The 16,327-nt window shown below is 56.0% G+C and carries 17 protein-coding genes; 1 reads left to right on the forward strand and 16 read right to left on the reverse strand.

Features of this window, described 5'->3' with window-relative positions; translation table 11 throughout:
* Positions 1-211 precede the first annotated feature (211 nt).
* Positions 212-541: a hypothetical protein gene (locus tag CRO05_RS10545; RefSeq protein ID WP_235001393.1), complete on the forward strand. Its 330-nt coding sequence runs from the start codon at positions 212-214 to the stop codon at positions 539-541.
* A 383-nt stretch (positions 542-924) separates the two neighbouring features.
* Here the strand turns inward: CRO05_RS10545 and CRO05_RS10550 are convergent, their stop codons facing one another.
* The 16 genes from CRO05_RS10550 to CRO05_RS10625 all read right to left on the reverse strand — a co-directional run bounded on the left by CRO05_RS10550 (position 925) and on the right by CRO05_RS10625 (position 16,307).
* Positions 925-1,317, reverse strand: a complete 393-nt coding sequence (locus CRO05_RS10550) for a hypothetical protein (RefSeq protein ID WP_143860915.1) — start codon at positions 1,315-1,317, stop codon at positions 925-927.
* Positions 1,314-3,863, reverse strand: coding sequence for a cytochrome c oxidase subunit I (gene ctaD, locus CRO05_RS10555; RefSeq protein ID WP_097067154.1), 2,550 nt, complete (start codon positions 3,861-3,863; stop codon positions 1,314-1,316). The genes CRO05_RS10550 and ctaD overlap by 4 nt, the downstream gene beginning before the upstream one ends.
* Before the next feature lie 9 nt (positions 3,864-3,872).
* On the reverse strand, positions 3,873-4,316 hold the full coding sequence (locus CRO05_RS10560) for a hypothetical protein (RefSeq protein WP_097067155.1): 444 nt from the start codon (positions 4,314-4,316) through the stop codon (positions 3,873-3,875).
* Between the two features lie 2 nt (positions 4,317-4,318).
* A complete protein-coding gene (coxB, locus tag CRO05_RS10565; RefSeq protein ID WP_097067156.1) occupies positions 4,319-5,314 on the reverse strand; it encodes a cytochrome c oxidase subunit II in 996 nt (331 codons plus the stop codon).
* Entirely contained in the window at positions 5,311-6,447 is a 1,137-nt protein-coding gene (locus CRO05_RS10570) for a c-type cytochrome (RefSeq protein WP_097067157.1), read from the reverse strand. The genes coxB and CRO05_RS10570 overlap by 4 nt, the downstream gene beginning before the upstream one ends.
* Positions 6,440-6,994, reverse strand: a complete 555-nt coding sequence (locus CRO05_RS10575) for a cytochrome c oxidase assembly protein (RefSeq protein WP_097067158.1) — start codon at positions 6,992-6,994, stop codon at positions 6,440-6,442. Before CRO05_RS10575 ends, CRO05_RS10570 begins: the two co-directional genes overlap by 8 nt.
* A gap of 922 nt (positions 6,995-7,916) precedes the next feature.
* Positions 7,917-8,711, reverse strand: a complete 795-nt coding sequence (locus CRO05_RS10580) for a class I SAM-dependent methyltransferase (RefSeq protein ID WP_097067159.1) — start codon at positions 8,709-8,711, stop codon at positions 7,917-7,919.
* A gap of 162 nt (positions 8,712-8,873) precedes the next feature.
* Entirely contained in the window at positions 8,874-9,644 is a 771-nt protein-coding gene (locus CRO05_RS10585) for an MBL fold metallo-hydrolase (protein ID WP_097067160.1), read from the reverse strand.
* Between the two features lie 34 nt (positions 9,645-9,678).
* Positions 9,679-10,305 carry a hypothetical protein gene (locus CRO05_RS10590; RefSeq protein ID WP_097067161.1) on the reverse strand — a complete coding sequence of 209 codons (627 nt, stop codon included), beginning with the start codon at positions 10,303-10,305 and terminating at the stop codon, positions 9,679-9,681.
* Positions 10,306-10,329: 24 nt separating this feature from the next.
* Entirely contained in the window at positions 10,330-10,962 is a 633-nt protein-coding gene (locus CRO05_RS10595; protein ID WP_097067162.1) for a TetR/AcrR family transcriptional regulator, read from the reverse strand.
* 4 nt (positions 10,963-10,966) lie between these two features.
* Complete coding sequence (locus CRO05_RS10600; RefSeq protein WP_235001394.1) at positions 10,967-12,196, reverse strand: NAD(P)/FAD-dependent oxidoreductase; 1,230 nt, start codon at positions 12,194-12,196, stop codon at positions 10,967-10,969.
* 22 nt (positions 12,197-12,218) lie between these two features.
* Positions 12,219-12,770, reverse strand: a complete 552-nt coding sequence (locus tag CRO05_RS10605) for an OsmC family protein (protein ID WP_235001395.1) — start codon at positions 12,768-12,770, stop codon at positions 12,219-12,221.
* Positions 12,771-12,982: 212 nt separating this feature from the next.
* Complete coding sequence (locus CRO05_RS10610; protein ID WP_097067165.1) at positions 12,983-13,813, reverse strand: sulfite exporter TauE/SafE family protein; 831 nt, start codon at positions 13,811-13,813, stop codon at positions 12,983-12,985.
* Positions 13,810-15,102 (reverse strand): FAD/NAD(P)-binding oxidoreductase, encoded by a 1,293-nt coding sequence (locus CRO05_RS10615; protein ID WP_181319871.1) that lies wholly within the window; start codon positions 15,100-15,102, stop codon positions 13,810-13,812. Before CRO05_RS10615 ends, CRO05_RS10610 begins: the two co-directional genes overlap by 4 nt.
* Positions 15,103-15,174: 72 nt before the next feature.
* Positions 15,175-16,035, reverse strand: a complete 861-nt coding sequence (locus CRO05_RS10620) for an MBL fold metallo-hydrolase (protein WP_097067166.1) — start codon at positions 16,033-16,035, stop codon at positions 15,175-15,177.
* Positions 16,036-16,064: 29 nt separating this feature from the next.
* Positions 16,065-16,307: an FmdB family zinc ribbon protein gene (locus CRO05_RS10625; protein WP_097067167.1), complete on the reverse strand. Its 243-nt coding sequence runs from the start codon at positions 16,305-16,307 to the stop codon at positions 16,065-16,067.
* Between the last annotated feature and the right edge of the window lie 20 nt (positions 16,308-16,327).

Consider the following 16,327-nt stretch of genomic DNA (forward strand, 5'->3'; position numbering starts at 1 on the left):
TCCCGATGCTGCAGATGAGGGTGCACAGCTTGTTTATGAAAACGCCATACTCGATGAAGTTGCTGTCAATACTCGCAAGCTAAATATTCGGCAGTACAGCAAAGGATATTTTGATATTGCGGACCCAGGGAGAAAGGCCAGAGTTGAAGAGACGTTAATATCAACGATAAGGAGATCTCGACCGCCTTCCACTGATTAGATGAGGATGAAAATGGAAAATGTGAAAACAGTATTGGCAGTGATCGGCTCAGCCGCAATGTTCACTATTGCACCAGCAGCTATCGCGGAGCAGAGCCCAGGCCTGATGAACGTTCATCTCAGCAACGTCGCCAACAACATTGCCAGGAACATTAATGTCGACGTCAGCCAGATTCCAGCGACGGTTCAGGTACGCGTGGGTGTGGCTGCCGAAGTATGTAACGTGGCGGAAAATGTTTTAGCGGACAGGCATAAAAGCGGGATAGGGAACTGTACAGCTGAAACCACTTCGGCCGAGCTCGACCAGACCGTGCACCGACAAATAAAAGGTATTACACAGTAAGCTGCTGCTTTCCCGCCTGGCCCCTGTTGTGCACTTCAGCATAAAAATAGCTGACATCATCGCGTTCAGACTAAGCCAGGAAACCAGCCCGGGAAGTATGCCAATACTTGCGCGGACGTAGCCAGCTGAAAAACGACCTATGCTGGAAGGAGTCGAGAGAAGCGGCTGATGCTGGTTCCCCCGGCCTGCGCCTGACGTCCATATGCCGAGATGCAAACGTTTCCCCTGATTCTCCAAAGCAGCACAGAGGACTTTCCCCGGAACGGCAGATATTCCGTGACCACATCCTTGAAAACCTTTTTGCATAACTTCGCACACTGGCACTTCGGATTCAATATTCGGGTGAAGCCCAGATTGCGAGGCGCTTCTCCTGGGATGCGGCATTAGCGCAATTGGCCACACGCAGGCAGAATGACAGCGCCCAGACCTGCGTAGAGCATTGCCAAAATCGAAAGCCAGGCCAGAACGCGCATGATCGTCACGATAAATCCAGCCTGGTCCGCAGGGAGGTCGGCTCGGGCGATCAAGGCATGGACGAAACCGGGACGGGCGGCACTGAAACCAACGGCCGCAATGCACACGGCGGTCGCGACCAGAATGATGGCGATGATGGCGGCATTTCCCGCCGATCTGTCTTCACCCAGGTTTAAGGCGCATAGCAGGGATTGGCTGCCATAGATCAGGGTCAGATGCACGGTCCAGACAATGGGACCGACCAGCATGAAGACCAGCGTGCCCATGCCCTGGAGATTGGATCTGGATCCCGTGCGCCTCACCCGATCACCCTCGGAAAACCATGGATGAGGACGAGGCCGCACAGGCCTTGTCCCGCAGTGTACCAGTAGAGAAGGGCCGCATTGTCGAACGTGACGCTGCGCTTCTGGTCCAGTCGCTTGGAGACAAGCCTGCCACAGGCGAAGGCGCAAAGTATAATCGTGGCGAAAGCAGCCTGTCCTGTAAGAAATGAGCCCATGTATACCATGGCGCTGTACGAATTTGCGGACGGGTCGAGTCCCATCCGCAAATGCCCAAGCACCTCCACGCCGACCGAGCCAGCGAGAAACGCGGCGGCCAGTATCAGCATGGCAGGCGTCAGCAGGGGCAGGGGCAAGTCCAACCGGCCCGCTGCGGGAAGCCGCTTTCCTGCCCAGTAGACCAGTACACTGCCAAAAACCATAAGAATCGCGGAGTTGACCGGGTAGGTCAGTGGAGGTAACGCCGGAGAACCGGCTGGCGCCCAGACCTCCGGTGAAACTATCCAGAGATAGAGATAGGAGAAGATGTAAGAAATAAAGAGTGATGCCGCGACCAGCATCACGATCACCATGGCCCACCAGCTATGAGATGATGGGCCCGCCATGTAGGTTGGCAGCCTGATCCCACTGCCAATATCAACCTCTCCTTGATCCGGTCTGTCCAACTGCCACCCCCATACAATGAAGGAGACGATGGCTAGTACCCCACTGATGAGGGCAATGGCAACCGCCTTGATGGTCAGCAGTAAAAAGCACCCTGCAGTGAAGACAGCGGCAGCCACATGGGTCCAGCTCGAACCAGCCATCTGCATCAAGTATTGCGGCTTGGCCTCTATGACCGAGGTGATGATGGTTTCACGCCTTCCGGTGGGCGCATTGGGAAGATAGTGCAGCCCTTCGCGCACCTGCTGGGCCAGGTCCGGCTGATCCCATAGTGGCTCGCGACTGGTCACGTGGGGGACCGAGCGGGTCGAATAAACATCGGTGGGAAGAAACTCAAGCGTCCCCGCATTCCATGGATTTTCCGGTCCACCCCCGCCTAAGCGGAAATTGCGTATGAGGTCGATGATGAAAACCAGAACCCCGGTGGCCATGATGAAAGCGCCGGCAGTCGAAATCGAGTTAAGCAGATCCCAGCCGAGATAGCCCGAATAGGTCCAGACGCGGCGGGGCATTCCGGCAAGGCCGGTTATATGCATGGGAAAAAATGCAGTGTTGAAGCCGATGAACATGAGCCAGAACGCCCAGCGGCCCAACCGTTCCGATAACATCTTGCGGCTGACCATAGGCGCCCAATAGTAAAAGGTGGCAAACAGCGGGAACACCATGCCCCCCACGAGCACGTAATGCAGGTGGGCGACAATGAAATAGGTGTCATGAGCCTGAAAATCGAACGGCACAACCGCAACCATCACCCCGGTCAATCCGCCAAGTACAAAGATAAACAGGAAACCCAGGATAAACAGGGACGGGACATTAATGCGAAACGGCCTTTTGCCAGCAGCGATAGTGGCGATCCACGAAAATACCTGAATACCGGACGGAATGGCCACCGCCATGCTTGCGGCTGAAAAAAATGCCAGGCTCAGCCCCGGAATACCGGTGGTGAACATGTGGTGCACCCACAGCCCGAAGCTGAAAAAGCCTGTGGCGATCAGCGCGACGACAATCAGGCGGTAGCCAATCAACGGCGTCTGCGCCATGGTCGGGACCATCATTGAAACCAGGCCTGCCGCGGGCAGGAAAATGATGTAGACCTCTGGGTGGCCAAAGAACCAGAACAGATGCTGCCAGAGCAAGGCATCACCGCCAAGCGCGGCGGTAAAGAAGGGCCAGCCGAAGGAGCGTTCGAGTTCCAGCAGCATGGTGGCGAGAATGACCGCGGGAAAGGCAAACACGATCATCGCGGCGAAGATCAGCATGGCCCAGGCAAAAACGGGCATCTTTGCCAGCGTCATGCCGGGTGGGCGTGTGCGCAGAACGCCAACGATGATTTCTATGGCCCCCGCAATAGCCGATATTTCAATAAAGCCGATTCCGAGCAGCCAGAAATCGGCATTATTGCCCGGCGAATACTCGGTGAGGGTCAGCGGCGGATACATGAACCAGCCGCCCTTGGGCGCCATGTCGTAAAAGATCGTGGAGAAGAACACCAGGCCGCCGATGATATAGGCCCACATTGCAAAGGCACTGAGACGGGGGAAGGGCAGGTCACGGGCAGCCAGCATCTGGGGAAGCAGCATCACCCCCAGGGCCTCGACTATGGGGACCGCGAAAAGAAACATCATCGTCGTGCCATGGACGGTGAAGATCTGGTTATAAAGGTCCTGGCTGAGAAAATTGTTGTCCGCAACCGCCAGTTGCGTACGCATCAGCAGCGCCAGAATTCCCGCCAGAACAAAAAACAGGAATGCCGCGCCGATATAAATCGTGCCGACGACAGTGTTGTTCACCACCGTCAGCAGTTTGAAGCCTTTTGGAGTTGCCCAGATCCGCTCGAGCTCCTCGAGTTCCTCTTTGGGACGCGGGCCCTTGTTCGGCAGCTCTGCTGGATACTGTTGGGTCATGGGTCTCGATCAGCGCAAGGCCCGGGCGCTGACGCCCGGGACAGAAGTGTCGCCCGCAACCATCCCGGCCGCGACGATGGAAAGCAGCAGGATGCTCAATCCGCCTTGAAGCATGACGATGGGATCGGGAAGAGCCGAGGTCAGTGCGCTGCGTCCGATAAACTGGTCGACAATTGCCAGAATGGCGATCTGCGCGGCGAGTGAACCAAAGAGATTGTTGACCGCCATATCCGCCGCTCCGGTTGCAGTTGATGTCACCGTCACGCCGATCTCAGGCAAAGAGGTGATGCCCCCAAGCAGCAACAGGCCTATGGTTGACTGTCCGATTCCAGTTTTGGAACTGATCGCATTGGCATATCCGGTGATCCGGGCGCCTGCAAACCAGACGATGACCGCAGCAACTGCGAAGATGGAGAGGTTAACGAGTATATTGGCTTCGGCGAAGTCGAACATGGCTACTTCAGGCTCTCCAGATAGAGGGCAAGGTCTTCAAGTTGGGACTGAGTGAAGATGTTGTATGGCGGCATCTTGTTTTCCGGCTTGATGTGCTGATTATTGCTGATCCAGTCTGCAAAGGCTCCGGCGCTGTTGGGAAGGGTCGCCGCAGCGAGGGAGCGGCGGCCTCCAACATGGGTGAGATCGGGGCCGATGGCGCCAGTCGCCGCCGTTCCGCGGATCGTGTGGCAGCCTCCGCAACCGGCATCAAGAAACAACTCTCCGCCCCGCTCGGCGCGCTCATTCTCGTTTTTGACTGCGGGTCCGGATTCCTTTGCCATCCACTCCTCGAAATCTTCAGAAGTGTGCGCCACGACATGGAACGACATAAAGGCGTGGGCACCGCCGCAATATTCGGCGCACTGACCGCGGCTAACCCCCTCTTCAGTCGCGGTTAGGGTGAGAATATTGGTTCGTCCCGGGATCATGTCAAGCTTGCCTGCAAGGCGCGGAGCCCAAAACGAATGGATAACATCTGCGGTGGTCAGCTCCAGGCGCACCGGTTGGCCGACGGGGACATGCAGCTCGTTTGCGCTCTCGAAACTGTTGCCATCTGCGTCGAAGTAGGTGACACGCCACCACCACTGCTCACCTCTGATGGCGAAGCGTATTCCATTATCCGACGGGGGCGCGCTGGCGCCGGCACCCAGGATGACAAACCCGTAAACCAGCAGCATGCTTAGAACGACTGCTGGAAAAGCTATGCCGGCACCCCTGATGAAGCGCTCGCCGGAAAGCGGCGCGCGCAACGCCTCGCGCCCACGGATGGCCACGGCGCTCAGCACAATCACACCAACGAGAATCAAGCCGCCCGCGATAGTCATGACCCAGAACAGGACGTTGATTCTCTCCGCCTCTGCACCGGTGGGGGCGAAGGTCGATTGCTCCTGATTGCATCCCGCCAGCAGCACCAGGAGGCCCGCGCTAACGGTCGTCCGAAGCCGGCCTTTACTCATCGGACAGGCACCCCGGACCCCCGGCCCAGCTCTGCGGGCTGGCTTGCATAGAAGGCCGTGACGTCGTGGATTTGCGCGTCGTTCAGACGGTTAGCGACCACGGCCATGATGGCGCCGTAGCCCGACCGGTCCCGCAGCCCCCTGCGCCAAAGCTCCAGTTGTCCACGGAGATAGGTAGCGGATTGCCCAGCAAGTCTGGGAAACTGCGGATTGTCCCCCTTGTGACAGCTCGAACACGGCGGGATGCCGCCTTCGGCCAATCCCTCAGTTGCAATCCGCCGTCCGCGCACCACTGCTTCAGGGTCTTCCGATGCCACTATGCTGAGCGATGGCAAGGACGCATAATAACGGGCCAAGGCCGCGGTTTCCTCTGTGGACATTTCCAAGGCGATTGGCTCCATGATGCCGCTCTCACGGATTCCATCCGAATAGTTTTCAATAGCGCGTGTCAGGTAGGCTTCAGATTGACCGTGAAGGCGCGGTACGCGGTCGCTGACAGGTGGGGATTGTGCATCGCCATGGCAGCGCACGCAGTTTTCGAGCGGTTGAATCGCCACACCGGCGACTTCCAGCTTCATGGGCAAAACTCTTGATCGTTCGCCCTGGGTATAGCTATCCGCGCCTTCCCGGCGAAGCCGGTCGAGAAAGGCGACCAAGGCCCAGACCTCATCACTTCGCCCGTCGCCCGGCCATGCCGGCATGCCGGTGAATTTGAGTCCGTTATAGATAATCCAGAACAGTTCTCTGGAATTGTAGTCTTCGTACGCTGAGATCAGGTCGGGCGGGGCAGGCAGCATGTTTTGATAGACAGCACGCGGGCCCTGCCCCGGCACCCCATGGCATGCGGCACAAGCACCCCGATAGTGCTCGTCGCCGAGGTCGGCCAGATTGTCGTCCACCAGGTCGGGAACGGATATACCGCTGGCCGCAGCCGCAATAGAGCGGTCCCGCACCACGGTGAGCAGCCAATTGGTTATGGACAAATGCTCGCGTCTGGCGGCAACGTTGTAGACTCCTGAGACGATGAAAATTGCGCCGCCGGCGCTCAGTGTCCCTACAACTATAAGCAGCGCCGGACCTAGCCGCCGCAGGCGCGCCCACGGGCGGGCCCAGACGGTTTTGTCCTCAACCATCGGCACGACTCTCGGCTTCCATCGTCAGAAACCAGCGTGACGCCAGCACGACGCCGGCTGTGATATAGATCAGGGGACACACCACCAGCATCACCAGTCCCGCCAGTTGCTGGTCGGCGAGGCTTTCGGACATGGGGACGGTATCATGTCCGCGCATCATGACGCCGAACAATGGGCGCGGCGCGAAGACCAGCAGGGCGCCGAGCAAGCAGAAGAGCTTTCCTGTGACCAGCAGGGCAAAAATTGCGCGCCAGCGCCCGGTCGCCGGCGTTGCATAAATCGCCAGCCAGAACCATGCCGCCGCCGCAGTCAAGCTTGCGTCCATGGCAAGCATGATGGTCGGGTTCGACATCGCCGCCGCTAGTGCTGGCGGCGAATGCCAACTCCAGAGCAGGGCCAATTGGGTTGCCGTGGCCAGGGGCCAATGCCGGGAAAGTGTCGAGGGCACTGTGGAACCCAGCATATAGATTAGGCCGGGCGCGACCAGATTCATAAGCACCATATGCTGGAGCATGAGTTCGCTCAATTGTCCGATCGACGTGTTCAACTATCGCTCCCAATCCCTGGATTGAGCGGCATTATTCGATTTTGAGACTGCGGAACCCGTACCGCATACCGCGTACCGCTATCCAGCGCCATGCGAGTTCCAGAGTATTGCGGAAGCTCGCGACAAAACGCGCCTGGCCTTACTCGCATTTTTTCCATTTCTCGTTTCCGGATTTCCTGATTTCGCTTTATGCCGCCCCACTCGCTGTCAGACCCGCTAATAAGAATTTTATCTTGAGCGAAAAAGTTCGTCTGTGGGCTGTCACACTATAAAAGGCTAATGACAGGGGATGAGCAACGGCTACATCATCCAGTTCACGTTCTGCGCGTCCGCCGTTAAAGCGGTTGAACAGTTGCGCAAATGTAACAATTGCCAGAAGCTAAGCCGCTAAACCGTAAGAGGAGCGAGCGAAGGAGAAAAGAAGCGATTACCCGGCATGAATGAACAGTGGTAACCATTGCGCGTGACTTCCTTTAATCTTTCTCTGTCAAAAACCCCTTGATTCAGCCTAGCTTAAGACAAGAAATAAACAAGGAGATTTGGCTTACCCGGTTCACGTATACTCCTTTGAAGCTTGTTGAGCAGAAGGGAACGTGAGAGGTGGAACAGCAGATGGTGCTACGCGGAAAATCCGGTGCGGAGTTTGAATCCCCCGAGGCGGCAAGGCCGACGACACAGACTCAGGTGTAATCCGAGGGACGATATACGGGCATTTCGTGGCAAATGCCAAGACGGCAGGAAAGCCGCTATTCCCATGAATTCAGGAGAAAGCGGGCCTCAGATCACGATTCGCTCGACCCCGGATTCAGGGTTTAAGTTAAGGGATAGGCATCCATTTTTCAGGAAAGAAGATACTGATTCCCCTATCTAAAAGGATGATTTTGAGGAAAGTATGGGAGCAACACACCCCAGGATTGCAATTTCAAGGCTTTTCCGCTTCGAACAGTATGGCTTGCATCGGATAGCGCGTGGGATTTGAGCCATATTCTCTTGTCAGCGTTTCCGCCAGCGCCTCGACTATCCTCTCGGGATCCACTCCACCACGCTCTCTTATTTCCTCGATGAGCGGACTGAACACCAACCCGCGCGCGAAGGCCGACACATCCAGAATATCGTATTCCCGTGGCTGTACCGAGATGGCAATCCGCTCAAAGCCCGAGCGAATAAGCGTTTCTTTGATAGGGTCGATTTCGAAACAGGAAACGGGGTCCTCAAGGAACCTGGGCGGGTTCGACGGAAAGAACTGCTTCATCACCTCGAAAGTCAGGCTGGCGAAGGGGTTGTAGCGCCGCGAGTCCCAAACGCTGAACAAGTATCGCCCTCCACGCTTAAGCGTCCGGTGCACCTGGCGAAACGCAGCATCTTTATCGAAGAACATCACTCCGAACTGGCAAACCACCGCATCGAACGCCTCATTGTCGAAAGGCAGCGTCGTAGCGTCGGCGATCTGGAACGTGACCTGCTCGTGGGGAAGAAACTTTGTGCGCGCGACGTCCATCATGGAATCGCTGATGTCGATCGCAGTCAGCAGTGCGTCCTTGGGGAGTACATTGCGCAATTGCCGGCTGACGATTCCCGTGCCTGCCGCGATTTCAAGCACGTGGCGGACAAGTCCTTTCGTTGCGCGTCGTGCGATGTCGGCGGCATAGTGTTCGAAAAGCACAGGTCCAAGATCACGATCATAAGCGATGGCGACATCGCCGACATAACCTGCCATTTGATAATCTCCAGTAAATGCAACCGATAAAGGACAAAAATGAAACGGCCTTAATCGCGCATTTCAGCGATTGTGAACGTTCCGCCAGCTGTGAATCAGTTGCAGGCGGCGCCGCACGCCTGCTTCTGCCTGGGATCCGCAGTCATCAAATTGGGAATCCCATTAAAAAACGCAGGATTCCCCATCCTCGGGTACCAATACCCGTTGCGTCATACCTTTTTCGCTGATGAACTCTCGCAGTTCTTTCCTCGACAGCATGGCGTGGTTCACGGATTCCATGTGGCTCGCAATAATGGTTGCCCCGGGAGCCGCCTTATAAACCTCGTAAACATCCTCTTTATCCATGATGATTGGTTCATAGCCCAGGACCTGGGCGTCTCCGCTGTTCAGGACAACGACATCGGGCTCGTATTTCTTCAGATTTTCTTCGACTCCCTCATACCAGACCGTATCCCCGGCGATATAGAAAGTTTTTTCATCAGGATGCTTGAATACTACGCCGGATACATGCCCTAATAGCTCCGCAAATTCTTCAACAGTTTTTTCTCCGCCATGCCGACCAGGGGTTTTGATGAACGTGATGTCATCAAAAACAGTGCTCTCCCCAAGAGCTCGAACATTGCGGAATCCTTGCGCCTGTATTTCCGCCGCATCTTTCTCATTCTGGGTAAAGATCAGCATGTCCTTGGGCACCAGCTTTATGGCGGCATCGTCCCAGTGATCCGCATGAGTATGGGTAACGATGACAGCATCAACATCAAGAATCTCGTCCATGGGAACAGGCAGATCGACCAGGGGATTGGGTATGTGGCTATTGATGGTTCCGTCGAATCCCGGAAATCCGCCTTTCTCTGCCAGCATGGGATCAACCAGAAATCTTTTTCCGGCATACTCGATAATGATGGTTGCATTTCGTAGTTGTTGAAATTTCATGAGAAATAGCTCCTTTATTAAGTAAATTGGATAATCAAAGCTTTCTAAAGATATGAAAAAAAACTGCACCCAAAATCAGAAGGAGCATGGGCCAGAGTTGAGCGATGCCTTCGTACCATTGCGTTCCCACCATGATGGGGATTTCCAGCGTGAAATCGGCCTGCTTCTCATCTTTCCCCGATAGATAAAGCCTGTATTCTCCGGTTTCGCCGATACTCAAAACCTGCGTAATGATGCCGGATTCGTAGGTTTTTGGAGGAACCGCCAGCAGTGTTTTCGATGGCGCGCCGCCATCCATTTTTGCCAGCGTCATGGCCAGCGGCCATTCACGCGCGGATTCGGGGTAAAGAAGATCAATCGTGACGTCAAGTGTTCCGGGACCGGGTATTTTTCCGCACAAGACAGGAACGGACATCGCGCTGGTTGCATTCTCGGGGATTGCATAATCTCCCGGGATGAAATAACCCGAATAGCCAACCACCACGGATTCGGACTCTATGGTGCACGTGCCGCCGCGAAAGCCCTTCGGATAGGTGTTTGACAGATCCCCCTGGGAGCTCACGTGAAATTGCAGGCCAATCGCGGCGATAACGGCGAGGGACCCGGCCACGACCAGGAAACGCCGCATGCCTGTCGATAAATTTGCCCAGATGCTGTCCATAGACTTCTCCTGTAAAAATTCTGACTAAGCCGATTCCACGGCGGCAGCCGTGGCGGATGATGCAGAGCCTTCCGGGAGTGAGGGGGAGCATTCCATGCATCGCAAAATATCCTCGGCAGTAAGCCGTGCAATATGGGCGGCCTGGCTGTTTTGGGTGACCATGGCAGTCACGATCGCGCCCTCGATGATCAGGCCCAGTTTCTGGGTGACGATATCCGGATCCTTGGCCCCGCTTTCCGCAACCAGTGCCCCGAGCCGGCCAATTATCTGGTCCCGATACGTAACGGCCACATCCTTTACCCAGGCGCTATCCTTTTCATGTTCTGCCACGGCGTTGATGAATACACAGCCGAAGAAGTCTTCTTTCTCGAACCATTTCTCCAGCAGATCGAACAGCGCCAGGATGCGTTCCCTGGCGGAACACTTCAGACCCGGCAGATCCAGGTCGAACCAGTGAAACCACATGTTCGCTTCCGTATCGAAAACCGCCTTGAGCAGATTTTCTTTCGAGCCGTAGTGCGTGTAGAGACTGCCGCGCGCCACGCCTGCTTCCTCAAGAATCCGTGTAATGCCGGTCGCATGGATCCCCGCCCGGCAGAACAAGCGGCGGGCGGCCAAAAGCAGTTTTTCCTCGGTCGATTTGCGAGTTGCTTTCATCAACCTATTCCTCCGCGATCTGCAGTGATTGATGCGGGTTTGCTTGGCCGGCGGCGCCACGCGCCGCCAATTGTTTCCCGATTTTTGTTGCGATCCTGCCCGCGTCCAGGCGAATTTCACGCAGATAGCCGCTCAAGGGAACGAAGTGCCCGATGATGTAAAGCCGCGGGGCGTTCGGGAAGTCATGGTCCCCCTGGGCTACGGGCCTGTCATCCCCGGTGGTAATACCGGGAACCTGGATCAGTTTGGTGAGACCGGTGCGAAAACCTGTCCCGGCAACAATCGCATCCACGTTCAACGCGGCTTCCTCCGAGTATTCGTTCGGTTTCCCTTCGATGGAATTGAAGGCATGCACGGTCTGTCCTTCGATTTTTTTGATCTGCCCAACCACCCGGATACGCCCCGCGCGGATATCCTCCGCAAAGGGGTCATAGACAATCGGCACGACCTGGCTCCTGGCAAACTGCTGCGATACCGGGGATGCGGGAAAAGGAAGGCCGTAGGGTGTCAGGTCACCGATGAACAGCCGACGCAGGCCATGCAGGAGGCCATCCACCCAGGCTACCGGCAGGGGGCGAATCGCAACGCCAATTCCGGCCAGCGGAATGCCGAATACACTTTTGGGAAGAATATGAGGCAGCGTCCTGACAGAGAGGGTCACCGTTTTTGCGTATTCAGCGAGCCTGCTTGCAATTTCAGCAGCGGAATTGCCGCTGCCGACAACCAGCACATTCTTTCCCGCATAGGTTTGGGCATTCTTGAATTTCGAGGAATGGATAATTTCTCCAGGAAAGGTTTCCATGCCTTCCCATTTCGGAATGACGGGAGTACACGCGCACCCCGTTGCGACAACCACGGCGCGTGATTCGAACGTTTCCCCGTCCTGACTGGAGATGGCCCAGGTGTCGCGCTGACGGTCATACTCGACTTTCTCGATGTTAATTCCGGTTCGGACCTTGAATCCTCCTCGCTCGGGAAATGTTTCGAGGACACGCACCACTTCATCACGCGAAGGCCAGCCGCCGGCCGAGCGGGGAAACGGATTTCCCGGGAGTTGTGAAAAGAAGCGCCCCGTATTCAGGCGGACGCCGTCATAATGATTGCGCCAGACGTCTCCCACCGCGGCTGTTTTCTCCAATACCAGTGGATCGAGGCCAATTCTTTTCAGTTCATATGCTGCCGACAATCCCGCCGGACCAGCACCGATTACTGAGACATCATGTATGCCCGTCATCTCCATGCCCCCTCTTATGTGGTTATGAAAGCTCAGCCGCCAGTTCAGCCTGCTTGCAACTGATCTCGACATCGAGCGGAACGGGACGGATGATCGTGTCCGGAATGGGTGCGGTCTTCAGGAGTCTGTCCAGAATTCCCTTTACTTTGTCTGGCGAGGAGTCGGTCTGGATATCCACTGCTATCCTGATGCTCTCAAACCCCGGATTGGCGGCTTCAAGGCCAAAGGCGGCGCGGAAATTCACGCGGCCGGAAACATCGAGCCGCAGCGATTTCACCGTGATGCCGGCAGCCGATAATCCGCCAATATAGGTGGCGACAAGGCAACCGCCGATTGCGCTGAGCAGCATGGCCTCCGGTGTGACGCCGTCTCCGCTGCCGCCGTATTGCTCGGGTTCATCGCCGATGACTTCCTGACCATCCATAGCACAGGATATTGTGCGATACCCGTTTTTCCAGACAATGGTCGACTCGTACCGGGGGTTGGCGAAAGGCCCGTCTGCGTCCGCCTCAATAAGATCCTTCGTTGCCCGCAATTTGTCGACGTCAATTCCATTCACGCATTTCATCGTCATCGTTACCTCCATATCATCACAAGAAAATGGTGATGCCACTTATATTCCAGTACATTGTTAAAGAGGGTATCAACAATAGACCGATCAGTCTATTTTTATTCTACGCCCGGAAAAAAGACATTACAAGAGGAATGGATATGAATTTTTGAAGAGGGGAGTCCCCTATGAGGAGAGAGCTGTCAAATAGAGCGTCCCTTACCCAGGGTTTCGGTTCAGCTGCTGATCCCTGTTACAACCGCTATGGCCTTGACCCCCATTCCAGTCGCCACGGCCGCCGCAAGAATGGCAAAGCCTTTTTGCAATCCTGGACCTGTGAAGTGGTCGGTGAATCTGCCCGCGACCAGCATGGCCGTCACCGCGCCCGCTGCGAAGGGCAGCGCTATCGTCCAGTTCATGCTCCCGGCCAGTACCGCTGAAAAAGCACCAGCGGCGGACACCAGGGCCACGACCGCGAGGGACGTGGGCACGATGGCCCGCATGTGAAGAAGGGTGGCCTTCTGGAGTGCGGGCACAATGATGAAGCCACCTCCCACTCCAAGCAGGCCGGAGAGAAAGCCGGCAGCAATCCCGGATAAGGCAAGCGATCTCGCGCAGTGAGCATCCCAGACAAGACGCCCGCTGAAATCGTCGAGTTGGCATGGCGTGGCTGGCAAGGATGCATTTGCTGCCTTCACAGGATGATTTCCAGGCGGTCTGAACATTCTGATGGCGATATAACCGAGCACTGCCGCAAATAGGAGTCTCAAGGCTGCGTCGGGTATCTGGCGGGCGATGTATATTCCCAGCGGAGAGGCCAACGTGCCAGTAAAAGCGATGAAGCCAGCCGCCCGGTACCTTACCTTTCCCTCCTTCAATGCTAGCAGCGCGCCGATGGCAGCCGAAACACTGACGGCGAGCAGCGCAATGGGCGCCGCCTCCGTCACCAGCAATTGCAAGCCAAAAACGAGCAGCGGAACAGCGATTATGGCGCCCCCCGCCCCTGTCAGCCCGAGTATCACGCCGACCAAGGCGCCAAAAAATGCGGCGACTATTGAAACTGTCACGGTACTCGGGTGGTGCTGTCAGGGCGCGCAAACCACTCACGGCCCTTCAGGAAACCGTGCCAGTAAAACCACGGCAGGAACTTCGCCTTGAGCAGCCAGGCCAGGTAACGCGGAACCGTCGGATCGAGCGGGAAAGTTGGAAGCAGCTTGCCACCAAACCCGAACTCGGCAAGAATGACCTTGCCCTTTTCCACAATAAGTGGACAGGAGCCGTATCCATCGTAGCGGGTCGGCAATTCCCTTTCTTCCTTTGCAGCGAGTAGATTCTCCGCTACCACAACTATTTGCTTCCTTACCGCTGCGGCGGTCTTTGCGTTAGGTGAAGAGCACACGTCTCCCAAGGAGAATATATTGGGATAGCGAGAATGTTGAAGCGTTTCCGGGTTGACTTCGCACCATCCCGCCGAATCCGCGAGCGGACTGCGGCGAATAAAATCGGGCGCCATTTGAGGTGGCGTAACGTGTAGCATGTCAAAAGGCTTTGCCACACGCTCTACGTTGCCTTTCTCATCCTTGATATCAAAATACGCTGTCCTGTTGACGCCATCAACCCTTACCAGATTCGAGTCAAACATGAGGTTTATGTTGTAACGTCTCACATATTCCATCAGTGGCGGCACGAAAGCGGCCACGCCGAAAAGCACGGATCCGGCAGCGTTGAATTCGACTTCAATATCATCCGGGCTCCCTTTGCCCAGCCAATGGTCGCAGGAAAGATACATCGCTTTTTGCGGCGCACCGGCGCATTTGATGGGGAGGGGAGGCTGAGTGAAAAGCGCCTTCCCGCGTTTGAGGTCCTGGGTCAACGCCCATGTATAGGAGGCCAGATCGAATCGATAATTTGATGTAACTCCGTTCTTTCCCAAGGTGTCTTCCAACCCCTCGATCTGCTCCCATGCGAGGCGCAGGCCCGGACACACCACCAGTTGCCTGTAGCCAATAGAACGGCCGTCCGTCAGGTGAACAAGATTGGAGTCCGGATCAAAACCGCTCGCGGCAGTCCGGATCCAGGTGGACCCTGGGGGAATGACACTGGCCATGGGCTGCACGGTTTTTGAAATGTCATACGCACCTCCTCCCACGAGTGTCCAGGCTGGTTGATAATAGTGCCTGTCACTGGGTTCGACGATCGCTGTACGCAGAGAAGGCTGACGTCGAAGCAGGCTGGCGGTGATGCCTATGCCTGCCGTGCCTCCTCCGATCACGACGACATCAAAGTCTCCGCCCCTGCTGAGTGCTGCGTCCATCGGAGCCGCGGATGTGTCGTTGTTCCAGGTCCGCTCGTTCATCGTTTCGTCCTCCTTCTTTCAATTCAATTGCTTTTGCTCCGCCCGGCGCCCGCGCTCATTGTATTCAGCGTCTCAGATCACGTTCAGTGGTATTTTCAGGTACGAAATCCCGTTATCTTCGGGAGGAGGCATTTGCCCGGCGCGCACGTTTACCTGAACGGACGGAAGCAGGAGATTGGGCATGTCGAGCGTGGCGTCCCGCGCTTGCCGCATGGCCACGTACTGGTCTTCGTCGATACCATCGTGTACATGGATGTTATGAGCGCGCTGCTCGGCCACTGTAGTCTCCCACCGGATAGGGCGACCTATCGAAGCATAATCATGGCAAATGAAGAGACGCGTTTCCGCTGGGTAGGCAAGAAGCCTGCGTATCGACCCGAACAGACGCCGGGCGTCCCCTCCGGGAAAGTCAGCACGCGCAGTACCGAGATCGGGCATGAACAGCGTATCGCCCACAAAGATTGCATCGTCGATCTGATAGGACAGGTCCGCCGGGGTGTGGCCGGGTGTCAAGATCGCGGTTGCTGTCAGCTTCCCTATGCCGAATGTTTCACCGTCGGCGAACAGATGATCGAAGTGATCGCCATCCGGCGTAAAGTCCGATCCCAGATTGAAAATCTTCTTGAAAGTCTCCTGCACGGCAGGAATTTCTTTCCCGATAGCTGTTTTGCCGCCCAACTTCTTCTTGAGATAGTCGGCGGAGGTCAGATGATCGGCGTGCGCATGCGTTTCGAGGATCCATTCCGTCTTCAGTCGTTTTTCGCTGATGAAGGCGATTATCCTGTCTGCTGATGCCATATATATCCTGCCTGATTTCGGGTCGTAATCCAGCACGGGATCGATAATCGCGCAACTGCCTCCAGCCTCGTCGCAAATAACGTAGCTCAGCGTCCATGTGGCCGGGTCGAAGAATGCCTCAATATTGGGTTTCATCTGCGGTCTACCTTCTAGCCAGGCGCGAGTTAAAGGTTCCCACATCCGCAGCCTGGTCCGTGCAGATGTTTTGCCAGTTCGGCTTTTGGCTGAAGCGAACGCATTGCGTGATCCCGGCCTCGCGCCATTTCCCCATGCATGGCAGGAACAGAAAGAATCAATTTTTCTGTCGAGCTTCCGCATGCCAAACAATCCGGGTTAGGCGCATGAATCGAATGGCGTACTTCAAATTGAAGTTTGCACTCTGTACACATGTAGTCATAAGTTGGCATTTAGAATCCCTATATCCATT

Source organism: Nitrosovibrio sp. Nv4 (assembly GCF_900215485.1).
Lineage (GTDB): Bacteria > Pseudomonadota > Gammaproteobacteria > Burkholderiales > Nitrosomonadaceae > Nitrosospira.

Excerpts from the sequence above, each read along its gene's own strand:
- CRO05_RS10545 (WP_235001393.1), top strand. The coding sequence starts at position 212 with ATGGAAAATGTGAAAACAGTATTGGCAGTGATCGGCTCAGCCGCAATG.
- ctaD (WP_097067154.1), bottom strand. The coding sequence starts at position 3,863 with ATGACCCAACAGTATCCAGCAGAGCTGCCGAACAAGGGCCCGCGTCCC.
- CRO05_RS10560 (WP_097067155.1), bottom strand. The coding sequence starts at position 4,316 with ATGTTCGACTTCGCCGAAGCCAATATACTCGTTAACCTCTCCATCTTC.
- coxB (WP_097067156.1), bottom strand. The coding sequence starts at position 5,314 with ATGAGTAAAGGCCGGCTTCGGACGACCGTTAGCGCGGGCCTCCTGGTG.
- CRO05_RS10570 (WP_097067157.1), bottom strand. The coding sequence starts at position 6,447 with ATGGTTGAGGACAAAACCGTCTGGGCCCGCCCGTGGGCGCGCCTGCGG.
- CRO05_RS10580 (WP_097067159.1), bottom strand. The coding sequence starts at position 8,711 with ATGGCAGGTTATGTCGGCGATGTCGCCATCGCTTATGATCGTGATCTT.
- CRO05_RS10585 (WP_097067160.1), bottom strand. The coding sequence starts at position 9,644 with ATGAAATTTCAACAACTACGAAATGCAACCATCATTATCGAGTATGCC.
- CRO05_RS10590 (WP_097067161.1), bottom strand. The coding sequence starts at position 10,305 with ATGGACAGCATCTGGGCAAATTTATCGACAGGCATGCGGCGTTTCCTG.
- CRO05_RS10595 (WP_097067162.1), bottom strand. The coding sequence starts at position 10,962 with ATGAAAGCAACTCGCAAATCGACCGAGGAAAAACTGCTTTTGGCCGCC.
- CRO05_RS10600 (WP_235001394.1), bottom strand. The coding sequence starts at position 12,196 with ATGACGGGCATACATGATGTCTCAGTAATCGGTGCTGGTCCGGCGGGA.
- CRO05_RS10605 (WP_235001395.1), bottom strand. The coding sequence starts at position 12,770 with ATGACGATGAAATGCGTGAATGGAATTGACGTCGACAAATTGCGGGCA.
- CRO05_RS10615 (WP_181319871.1), bottom strand. The coding sequence starts at position 15,102 with ATGAACGAGCGGACCTGGAACAACGACACATCCGCGGCTCCGATGGAC.
- CRO05_RS10620 (WP_097067166.1), bottom strand. The coding sequence starts at position 16,035 with ATGAAACCCAATATTGAGGCATTCTTCGACCCGGCCACATGGACGCTG.
- CRO05_RS10625 (WP_097067167.1), bottom strand. The coding sequence starts at position 16,307 with ATGCCAACTTATGACTACATGTGTACAGAGTGCAAACTTCAATTTGAA.